The 9,768-nt window shown below is 70.6% G+C and carries 13 protein-coding genes; 8 read left to right on the plus strand and 5 right to left on the minus strand.

What is annotated here, in order from left to right; all coding sequences use genetic code 11:
- The 3 genes from hemC to E5198_RS18605 all read right to left on the minus strand — a co-directional run.
- On the minus strand, positions 1-850 hold an 850-nt coding region (gene hemC / locus E5198_RS18595; RefSeq protein ID WP_136491440.1), incomplete at its 3' end, for a hydroxymethylbilane synthase.
- A 114-nt stretch (positions 851-964) separates the two neighbouring features.
- Positions 965-1,708 carry a LytTR family DNA-binding domain-containing protein gene (locus tag E5198_RS18600; RefSeq protein WP_136491441.1) on the minus strand — a complete coding sequence of 248 codons (744 nt, stop codon included), beginning with the start codon at positions 1,706-1,708 and terminating at the stop codon, positions 965-967.
- Positions 1,705-2,784: a sensor histidine kinase gene (locus tag E5198_RS18605; protein WP_136491442.1), complete on the minus strand. Its 1,080-nt coding sequence runs from the start codon at positions 2,782-2,784 to the stop codon at positions 1,705-1,707. The genes E5198_RS18600 and E5198_RS18605 overlap by 4 nt, the downstream gene beginning before the upstream one ends.
- A gap of 152 nt (positions 2,785-2,936) precedes the next feature.
- Between E5198_RS18605 and argH the strand changes: the two genes are divergently transcribed.
- The 3 genes from argH to E5198_RS18620 all read left to right on the plus strand — a co-directional run bounded on the left by argH (position 2,937) and on the right by E5198_RS18620 (position 5,161).
- Positions 2,937-4,331 carry an argininosuccinate lyase gene (gene argH / locus E5198_RS18610; RefSeq protein WP_136491443.1) on the plus strand — a complete coding sequence of 465 codons (1,395 nt, stop codon included), beginning with the start codon at positions 2,937-2,939 and terminating at the stop codon, positions 4,329-4,331.
- A 92-nt stretch (positions 4,332-4,423) separates the two neighbouring features.
- Positions 4,424-4,879: a hypothetical protein gene (locus E5198_RS18615; RefSeq protein WP_178084098.1), complete on the plus strand. Its 456-nt coding sequence runs from the start codon at positions 4,424-4,426 to the stop codon at positions 4,877-4,879.
- A gap of 45 nt (positions 4,880-4,924) precedes the next feature.
- On the plus strand, positions 4,925-5,161 hold the full coding sequence (locus E5198_RS18620; RefSeq protein WP_136491444.1) for a TIGR02647 family protein: 237 nt from the start codon (positions 4,925-4,927) through the stop codon (positions 5,159-5,161).
- Positions 5,162-5,341: 180 nt separating this feature from the next.
- Here E5198_RS18620 and rnk read toward each other — a convergent pair whose 3' ends face one another.
- On the minus strand, positions 5,342-5,746 hold the full coding sequence (gene rnk, locus E5198_RS18625) for a nucleoside diphosphate kinase regulator (protein WP_136491445.1): 405 nt from the start codon (positions 5,744-5,746) through the stop codon (positions 5,342-5,344).
- Between the two features lie 252 nt (positions 5,747-5,998).
- Positions 5,999-6,331 carry an iron donor protein CyaY gene (gene cyaY, locus E5198_RS18630; protein WP_136491446.1) on the minus strand — a complete coding sequence of 111 codons (333 nt, stop codon included), beginning with the start codon at positions 6,329-6,331 and terminating at the stop codon, positions 5,999-6,001.
- A 139-nt stretch (positions 6,332-6,470) separates the two neighbouring features.
- Between cyaY and E5198_RS18635 the strand changes: the two genes are divergently transcribed.
- The 5 genes from E5198_RS18635 to E5198_RS18655 all read left to right on the plus strand — a co-directional run.
- On the plus strand, positions 6,471-6,605 hold the full coding sequence (locus E5198_RS18635; protein ID WP_136491447.1) for a lipoprotein: 135 nt from the start codon (positions 6,471-6,473) through the stop codon (positions 6,603-6,605).
- Between the two features lie 44 nt (positions 6,606-6,649).
- Positions 6,650-7,897, plus strand: coding sequence for a diaminopimelate decarboxylase (gene lysA / locus E5198_RS18640; protein WP_136491448.1), 1,248 nt, complete (start codon positions 6,650-6,652; stop codon positions 7,895-7,897).
- Positions 7,898-7,910: 13 nt separating this feature from the next.
- Positions 7,911-8,741 (plus strand): diaminopimelate epimerase, encoded by an 831-nt coding sequence (dapF, locus tag E5198_RS18645; RefSeq protein ID WP_136491449.1) that lies wholly within the window; start codon positions 7,911-7,913, stop codon positions 8,739-8,741.
- Complete coding sequence (locus E5198_RS18650) at positions 8,738-9,424, plus strand: DUF484 family protein (protein ID WP_136491450.1); 687 nt, start codon at positions 8,738-8,740, stop codon at positions 9,422-9,424. Before dapF ends, E5198_RS18650 begins: the two co-directional genes overlap by 4 nt.
- 51 nt (positions 9,425-9,475) lie before the next feature.
- On the plus strand, positions 9,476-9,768 hold a 293-nt coding region (locus tag E5198_RS18655; protein ID WP_168772558.1), incomplete at its 3' end, for a tyrosine-type recombinase/integrase.

Here is a 9,768-nt window from a genome sequence, read left to right on the forward strand (position 1 = left end):
TCTCGGCGGCGGCGCGCGGGGCGCGGGCCTCGGCGCGCAGCAGCGCGCCGCCGTCGGGCTGGCCGACCAGGCCGCGCAGCCACAGCTGATCGCCCTCGAGCAGCGCGTAGCAGGCGATCGGCACCTGGCAGCCGCCGTTGAGGTGCTTGTTCAGCGCGCGCTCGGCGTTGACCCGGTCGGCGGTGTCGACGTGGTGCAGCGGTGCCAGCAGGGCGTGCACCTCGGCATCGGCGCTGCGGCACTCGATGCCCACCGCGCCCTGGCCACCGGCCGGCAGACTGTCCTCGGCGCTGATGAAGGCGCGGATGCGTTCCTCGAAGCCGAGGCGGATCAGCCCGGCGGCGGCGAGGATGATGGCGTCGTACTCGCCGGCGTCGAGCTTGGCCAGGCGGGTGTTCACGTTGCCGCGCAGGAACTGGATCTTCAGGTCCGGGCGGCGCGCCAGCAGTTGGGCCTGGCGACGCAGGCTGGAGGTGCCGACCACGCTGCCGGCCGGCAGCGCATCGAGGCTGGCGAAGGTGTTGGAGACGAAGGCGTCGCGCGGGTCCTCGCGCTCGCAGATGCAGTACAGGCCGAGCCCCTCGGGGAAGTCCATCGGCACGTCCTTCATCGAGTGCACGGCGATGTCCGCCTCGTTGTCCAGCAGGGCGGTTTCCAGCTCCTTGACGAACAGGCCCTTGCCGCCGATCTTCGCCAGCGGCGCGTCGAGCAGCTTGTCGCCGCGGCTGACCATCGGCACCAGGCTGACGACCAGACCGGGATGGGCCGCCTCGAGACGGGCCTTGACGTATTCGGCCTGCCACAGGGCGAGGGCACTCTTGCGGGTGGCGATGCGGATTTCGCGAGGCATGGGCAATTCCGGATGCAGGTGAATTGCCGCGATGATAGCAGGCTCGGCGCGCCGGCTGGATCGGCCGGGCGCAAGGAAGGGGCGACGCCGGCCCGGCCGGCGCCGCGCGGGAGATCAGAGCTCGTTCATCAGCTTGCGCACCCCGGCCACGTGGCGGCGGCTGACGGTCAGCGCCTCGTCGCCGAGGCCGCGCAGGTACAGCTGGAAGTGGCCGAGGGCGGTGCGCTGCAGGCGCTCGATGCGCTCGCGGGCGACCAGTGCGTTGCGGTGGATGCGCACGAAGCGCGAGCCGAACTCCTCCTCCAGCGCCTTGAGCGGCTCGTCGAGCAGCACCTCGCCGTGCTCGTGGCGCAGGGTCACGTACTTGTGGTCGGCGATGAAGTAGATCACCTGCTCCAGCGGGATCAGGTCGATGCCCTTGCGGGTGCGCGCGCCGATGTGGCTGCGCGGGGCGCCCTGATCGGGCGCCGGGCGGCCGAGGGCGGCCAGTTGCACGCGGTTGGGCCGCTCGGCCTTCTTCAGCGCCTCCTCCAGCGCCTCCAGACGCACCGGCTTGACCAGGTAGCCCGCCGCGCTGACCTGGAACGCCTCGAGGGCGAACTCGTCGTGGGCGGTGCAGAAGATCACCGCCGGCGGCGCCTCGCGCTCGCACAGCCGGGCCGCCACCTGCAGGCCGTCGAGGCCGGGCATGCGGATGTCGAGCAGGACGATGTCCGGCTTCAGCGAATCGATCAGGGCCAGCGCCTCCTCGCCGTTGCCGGCGGCAGGTTCGAGGACGCGATAGCCATCCAGTTGCCCGACCAGCCGGGCCAGGCGCTCACGCGCCAGGGGTTCATCGTCGACGATCAGGACATTCATGATGATCTGGCTTCCTGCGTGGGTCTTCCACAAGCATAGCGTAGACAGGTGAAGTGCCGTCCGTCACGGCACTCGCAGGTAAGACTCGCATCTGGCCCGAAAAGTGCCGCCAGGCGGGCCTGGATGTTGTGCAGCGCCAGGCGGGTGCCGCCGGACTCCGCCGTCTCCCCTGGCGCCAGCGGGTTGCTCACGCACAGGTGGAACTGGCCAGCGGCATACTCGGCCAGCACCTCGACCCGGCCGCCGTCGATGCGCGGCTGGATGCCGTGGATGATGGCATTCTCCAGCAGCGGCTGCAGGGTCAGCTGCGGGATCGGCAGCTCGCCCGGCACGCCGTCGATCCGCCAGTCCAGCTGCAACCGCTCGCCCAGGCGGTACTGCTCGATCGACAGGTAGCGGCGCGCCAGGGCCAGCTCGTCGCGCCAGGCCACCAGGCTGCCCGGCTTGGCCAGGCTGGCGCGGAACAGGTCGGACAGATCGAGCACCGCCTGCTCGGCCTTGTCGGCATCGACGGCGATCAGGCTGGCGATGCTGTTCAGGCTGTTGAACAGGAAGTGCGGGCGGATGCGCGCCTGCAGCGCCTCCAGCCGCGCGCGCAGCTCGGCCTGCTGCTGGCGGCGCCACTGGCTCTGCAGCCAGAAGTAGCGCAGCACCAGCCCGGACATGATCAGCGCGATCAGGCCGTGGCGCAGGTAGAGGTTGACCTGCCCCTCCAGCGGCCGCGGCGCGGCCAGGCCGAAGTGGCCGGCCGCCCAGGTGCAGGCCAGGGTCAGCGCCACCACCAGCGCGCCGCAGAGGATGCCGGCCAGCGCCTGCGGCAGGCGCATCAGCCAGGGTCGCAGGCGGCACAGCGCCGCCGCCGCGAGCAGCACGATCCACTGCACGAACAGCGAGGTCAGCGCCAGGCGCACCCAGTCGAACGCCGGCTGCAGCGGCTCGGCCAGCACCAGCACCAGCACCAGCAGCTCGGCGAGCAGCACCAGGCTGAGCAGCGCCTCCGGCGCGCACAGCTCGGGGAGGAAGAAGTCGTCGGAGGAGGCCGGCGGGCGGGTGCCGGTGGACCAGGTTCTGCGCATGCCCGCAGTGTCGGTGCCGACCGCTCGTCCGGCAAGTCCGGCCCGCCGCCACGGTGACCGCCGTCACCGAATGCCGCTGCCGGGTTTTGCCGGGCGAGCTGCTATCATGCCCGCCACTTCCTTCACCGACGCATGCACAGCACGAGACACCGATGAGCAGCGAAAAAACCAACCAGTCCTGGGGCGGCCGCTTCAGCGAGCCGGTCGACGCCTTCGTCGCCCGCTTCACCGCCTCCGTCGACTTCGACAGGCGCCTGTACCGCCACGACATCATGGGCTCGATCGCCCACGCCACCATGCTCGAGCAGGCCGGCGTGCTGACCGTTGCCGAGCGCGACGCGATCATCGACGGCCTCACCCAGATCCAGGCCGAGATCGAGGCCGGCCAGTTCGACTGGCGCGTCGATCTGGAAGACGTGCACATGAACATCGAGGCGCGCCTGACCGACCGCATCGGCATCACCGGCAAGAAGCTGCACACCGGGCGTAGCCGCAACGACCAGGTGGCCACCGACATCCGCCTGTGGCTGCGCGACGAGATCGACGTGATCCTCGCCGAGATCACCCGCCTGCAGCAGGGCCTGCTGGCGCAGGCCGAGCAGCACGCCGAAGTGATCATGCCCGGCTTCACCCACCTGCAGACCGCCCAGCCGGTGACCTTCGGCCACCACCTGCTGGCCTGGTTCGAGATGCTGTCGCGCGACCACGAGCGCCTGGTCGACTGCCGCAAGCGGGTCAACCGCATGCCGCTCGGCTCGGCCGCGCTGGCCGGCACCACCTACCCGATCCAGCGCGAGATCACCTGCCGGCTGCTCGGCTTCGAGGCCATCGGCGGCAACTCGCTGGACGGCGTGTCGGACCGCGACTTCGCCATCGAATTCTGCGCCGCCGCCTCGCTGGCGATGATGCACCTGTCGCGCTTCTCCGAGGAGCTGGTGCTGTGGACCAGCGCCCAGTTCAACTTCATCGAGCTGCCGGACCGCTTCTGCACCGGCTCCTCGATCATGCCGCAGAAGAAGAACCCCGACGTCCCCGAACTGGTGCGCGGCAAGAGCGGCCGGGTGTTCGGCGCGCTGACCGGCCTGCTGACCCTGATGAAGGGCCAGCCGCTGGCCTACAACAAGGACAACCAGGAGGACAAGGAGCCGCTGTTCGACGCCGCCGACACCCTGCGCGACAGCCTGCGCGCCTTCGCCGACATGGTCCCGGCGATCCGGCCGCGCGTCGAGGTGATGCGCGAGGCCGCGCGCCGCGGCTTCTCCACCGCCACCGACCTGGCCGACTACCTGGTGCGCAAGGGCCTGCCGTTCCGCGACTGCCACGAGATCGTCGGCCACGCGGTGAAGTACGGCGTGCAGAGCGGCAAGGATCTGGCCGAGATGTCGCTGGACGAGCTGCGCCAGTTCAGCGACCAGATCGAAGGCGACGTGTTCGCCGTGCTGACCCTGGAAGGCTCGGTCAACGCCCGCGACCACATCGGAGGCACCGCCCCGGCGCAGGTGCGCGCCGCCGTGGCCCGCGGCCGCGAGCTGCTGGCCGCGCGCTGACCCCCCGCGGCAGGCGCTCCGACCAAGGAGCGCTTGCCGTGCCCGGCATAGGCGGGTTATGAAGGAGGCCAAGGCCGCCCGGAATGCCCGCCATGCCCACCGACCGCCCGCGCTTTCGCGTCAGCGCCGACCGCCAGTCGGCCAGCCGCCGCCTGCGCTACATCGAGACCAGCCGCCCGGACGACGGCAGCTGCACCCTCTGCCGGCTGGACGAAGAGAACCCGCCGGCGCCCGACGAGACTCCCGCCATGACCGAACACAGCGCCGAGGACGATGCCGTCTTCGCCGAAGAGAAACTGATCGAGGCCATCGAGAATCAGGTCGCCGCCGGCGAGCCGGCCGCGGCCCAGGCCACCCTCAACAAGCTGACCCTGGTCGGCTACCCGCGCGAGGACGCCGTGCGCCTGATGGCGCTGATCCTCGCCCACGAGATCGAGAACATGCTGGCCGACAACCGTCCGTTCGACGGCGCCGGCTACGAGCGCATGCTGCGCGCCCTGCCCGAGCTGCCCGAGGCCCTGCAGGGCGACGCCGAGGAAGACGAATAACGACAAGCGGCAGCACCCGGCTGCCGCGACCGCACTGGAGGCACCATGCACCTGAATCCCGAGCTGATCGCCGAACTGGAACTGCTCACCCTGTTCAACCCGGACAACACCCAGGAGGGCCTCAAGATCCACCAGGACGCCGCGCCGCAGATGATCGCCGCCGGCCAGCGCCTGCACGCCAAGGGGCTGATCTCCCAGGCCGACGGCGGCTACCTGACCAGCCTCGGCCTCGACGCCACCGAGCAGCTGCGCACCGTGCTGACCATCCTGCAGCCGGCCTGATCGCCTCTGCCGTAGGCTGGAAAACGACCGCGGGCCCTTTCCACCAGCCAGCGACACGCGGCCAAGGCGGAAAACCGCTGCGCGGGTTTTCCACCCTACGCATCGCGTAGCCCAGAAAGCCAACAGCCCGCGCCGGTCTCCCGGTCGCGGGCTGTTTGCGTTCTTGCCGTCAGGCCGCCTTCAGCGCACCTCGCCGGCGGCCTCCGGCTGGTAGTCGACGCCGAGCAGGGTCAGCTTGAGGCGCTTGCCGCCGGGCACTTCCCAGTCGATGGTCTGGCCGACCGACAGGCCGAGCAGCGCACAGCCGACCGGCGCCAGCACCGACACCGTGCCCTCGGCGCCCGCCTCGTGCGGGTAGACCAGGGTCAGATGGTATTCCTTGCCGCTGGCTTCCTCGCGGCAGTGGGCGGTGGAGTTCATGGTCACCACGCCCGGCGGCACCGCGTCGAGACCGACCACCTCGGCGCGCTCGAGTTCGCGCTCCAGTGCCTCGGCGGTGGGGCCGTAGTCCTCCAGGCTGTCCAGCAGCTTCTCCAGACGCTGCAGGTCGAGACGGGTGATGGTGATGGGCGGCGACAGGCTCATGATGTCGGCAGGGCTCCTTGACGTGATCGGGAAAAAGCAAAACCCCACCCGAGCAGGCTGTGTGAAAACGTCGCAAACGTCGGCGAAGCAAAGCCGAAAGGGCGACCACGGGGGTCGACCGCTTCCAACGGCGCATCGCCCGACGCGGTGTCTTTACACAACCGGCGCAGGCGGGGTTTGCAGCGACCATACCACAGCAAGGCGAATAGGCAAGCCGGCCGGATCAAGGGGCAGCCCGATCCGGACTGCCGCTCAGAGCGCCGAGAAGTCGACCTCCTCGCCGGCCTGCTCGCGGACCAGACGCGCCAGCATGGCCGGCAGCGGCTCGCCGCCGGCGTCGCACACCCAGCGCGCAGCACTCTCGTCGTAATCGAAGTGGAAGCCGCCGGAGCGCGCCGCCAGCCACAGCTGGCGCAGCGGCTCCTGGCGGCTGAAGATCAGCTGGCTGCCGTTGTCGAAGCGCACGGTCAGCACGCCGCCGCTGTTCTCCAGATCGACGTCCAGGTCGCTGGCGTCGAAGGCGTCTTCGACCGCCAGTTGCAGGGCGTCCACCAGGCTGTGGAAGCGGGCTTCAGTGAGGCTCATCGGCTGTTCTCCGCGGAAACTGGGTTGCATACACAAGGCCCCGCGCAGGCCGCGTCCGCCGCGCGTCCCGGCGCATAGGCAAGCCCTCGGGGGGTCGGTATACTCCGGCGCAATCGATGCTTTTACAAGGATTTCCGCCATGAAGCGCCTGCTGCTTCCGCTCCTTGCGCTGATCGTGCTCAGCGCCGGCCTCACCGGCTGCGGCCAGAAAGGTCCGCTGTACCTGCCGGGCGACAAGAACGCCGGTAGCAGCAAAGACCGCTTCGAACTCTAAGATTCCGTGCGTCCGCCTGTGGGCGGACGCCCCCAGGAGGCTGCATGCAATCCTTCGACTACCGCGACGGCCAGCTGTTCGCGGAAGGCGCGGCGCTGTCCGCGATCGCCGAGCGCTTCGGCACCCCCACCTACGTCTATTCGCGCGCCCACATCGAGGCGCAGTACCGCGCCTACGCCGATGCGCTGGCCGGCATGGAGCACCTGGTGTGCTTCGCGGTCAAGGCCAACTCCAACCTCGGCGTGCTCAACGTGCTCGCGCGCCTCGGCGCCGGCTTCGACATCGTCTCGCGCGGCGAACTGGAGCGCGTGCTGGCCGCCGGCGGCGAGCCGGGCAAAATCGTCTTCTCCGGCGTCGGCAAGAGCCGCGACGACATGCGCCGCGCGCTGCAGGTCGGCGTCCACTGCTTCAACGTCGAATCCGACGTCGAGCTGGAGCGCCTGCAGGAAGTCGCTGCCGAACTGGGCGTCAAGGCGCCGGTGTCGCTGCGGGTCAATCCCGACGTCGACGCGCAGACCCATCCATACATCTCCACCGGCCTCAAGGAGAACAAGTTCGGCATCGCCATCGACGCCGCCGAGGCGGTCTACGTCCGCGCCGCCGAGCTGCCGAACCTCGAGGTGGTCGGCGTCGACTGCCACATCGGCTCGCAGCTGACCCAGCTGGAACCCTTCCTCGACGCCCTCGAGCGCCTGCTGGCGCTGGTCGACCGCCTGGCCGAACGCGGCATCACCATCAAGCACCTCGATCTCGGCGGCGGCCTCGGCGTGCGCTACCGCGACGAGGAGCCGCCGCTGGCCGGCGACTACATCAAGGCGGTGCGCGAGCGCCTGGCCGGCCGCGCGCTGGCCCTGGTGTTCGAGCCGGGCCGCTCGATCGTCGCCAACGCCGGCGTGCTGCTGACCCGCGTCGAGTACCTCAAGCACACCGAGCACAAGGACTTCGCGGTAATCGACGCGGCGATGAACGACCTGATCCGCCCGGCCCTGTACCAGGCGTGGATGGACATCGTGCCGGTGCAGCCGCGCAGCGGCGAGGCGCGCCGCTACGACCTGGTCGGGCCGATCTGCGAGACCGGCGACTTCCTCGGCAAGGACCGCGAGCTGGTGCTGGCCGAAGGCGACCTGCTGGCGGTGCGCTCGGCCGGCGCCTACGGCTTCGTGATGAGTTCCAACTACAACACCCGCGGCCGCGCCGCCGAGGTGCTGGTGGACGGCGAGCAGGTGCATCTGGTGCGCCGCCGCGAGACCCTCGAGGAACTCTACGCCGGCGAAAGCCTGCTGCCCAACTGATCCGGAGGCCGGCATGCTGCTGCGTTTCACCAAGATGCACGGGCTGGGCAACGACTTCATGGTCCTCGACCTGGTCACCCAGCACGCCCACATCCAGCCCAAGCACGTGCGCCAGTGGGGCGACCGCCACACCGGCGTCGGCTTCGACCAGCTGTTGATCGTCGAGCCGCCGAGCCGCCCGGACGTCGACTTCCGCTACCGCATCTTCAACGCCGACGGCTCCGAGGTGGAGCAGTGCGGCAACGGCGCGCGCTGCTTCGCCCGCTTCGTGCTGGACAAGCGCCTGACCGCCAAGAAGCGCATCCGCGTCGAGACCAAGAACAGCGTGATCGAGCTGAACGTGCGCAACGACGGGCAGATCACCGTGGACATGGGCGCGCCGCGCCTGGCGCCCGCGGATATCCCCTTCGTCGCCCCGGAAGCGGCGATCGCCTACGAGGTCGAGGTGGACGGCCGCACGCTGGAGCTGGCCGCGGTGTCGATGGGCAACCCCCACGGCGTGCTGCGCGTCGACAATGTCGACACGGCGCCGGTGCACCAGCTCGGCCCGCAGCTGGAGACCCACCCGCGCTTCCCGCAGAAGGCCAACATCGGCTTCCTGCAGGTGGTCGACGCCCACCATGCGCGCCTGCGCGTGTGGGAGCGCGGCTGCGGCGAGACCCAGGCCTGCGGCACCGGCGCCTGCGCCGCCGCGGTGGCCGGCATCCGCCAGGGCTGGCTGCAGTCGCCAGTGCAGATCAGCCTGCCCGGCGGCAGCCTGTCGATCGAGTGGGCCGGCCCGGGTGCGCCGGTGCTGATGACCGGCCCGGCGCTGCGCGTGTTCGAAGGCCAGGTACGCCTGTGAGCGGGCTGCCGGAACTGGATGCCGAACAGGTCGCCGCCTGGCTGGCGGCGCACCCGCAGTTCTTCGTCGGCCGCGACGAGCTGCTCGAGCAGCTGCTGATCCCCCACGAGGCGGGTCACGCGGTGTCGCTGGTCGAGCGCCAGCTGCGCCTGCTGCGCGAGCGCAACCACGAGCTGCGCACGCGCCTGACCCAGCTGATGGACATCGCCCGTGACAACGACCGCCTGTTCGAGCGCACCCGCCGGCTGATCGTCGCCCTGCTCGACGCCGAGGGCCTCGAGGAGCTGGTCGCCGCGGTGGAGGACGGCCTGCGCCACGACTTCCAGGTGCCCTTCGTCAGCCTGCTGCTGTTCAGCGACAACCCGCCAGCGGTGGGGCGCTGGGTCGGCGAGCGCGAGGCCCAGCAGCGCATCGGCGCCCTGCTCGGCGGCAACAAGACGGTGTGCGGCGTGCTGCGCGCCGAGGAGCTGGCCTTCCTGTTCCCTGCCGAGCAGGTCGGCAGCATCGGCTCGGCGGCAGTCGCGGTGCTCAGCCACCAGGGCCTGCACGGCGTGCTGGCCCTCGGCAGTCCCGATCCGCAGCACTACAAGAGCTCGCTGGGCACGGTGTTCCTCGGCCACGTGGCCGAGATAGTCGCGCGCCTGCTGCCGCGCCTGGTGCCGCCGCTGCGCGCGGTGCGCTGAACGCCGCCCGGCAATCCCCCACGGGGCATCCGCAGCCCCAAGGAGCCCGCCATGCGTGCCGCCCCGGACGACTTCCACGCCTGTCGCGACCGGGCCGTTCGCGAGCTGTTCTACGCCGGCCTGCGCCTGACCGAGCTGAGCCGCATCGACCTGGCCCAGCTGGACCTCGCCGCCGGCCTGCTGCAGCTGCCGGCCGGACACGGGCAGCGCCGCGAGCTGGCGCTCGGCCGCCAGGCGCACGCCGCGCTGCAGGAGTGGCTGAGGCTGCGCCAGGCGGTGGCCGTCGAGCCGGCGCTGTTCGTCGGCCACCTGGGCCGACGCCTGACCCCGCGGGCGCTCCAGCA

Source organism: Pseudomonas sp. A-1 (genome assembly GCF_004801855.1).
Lineage (GTDB): Bacteria > Pseudomonadota > Gammaproteobacteria > Pseudomonadales > Pseudomonadaceae > Geopseudomonas.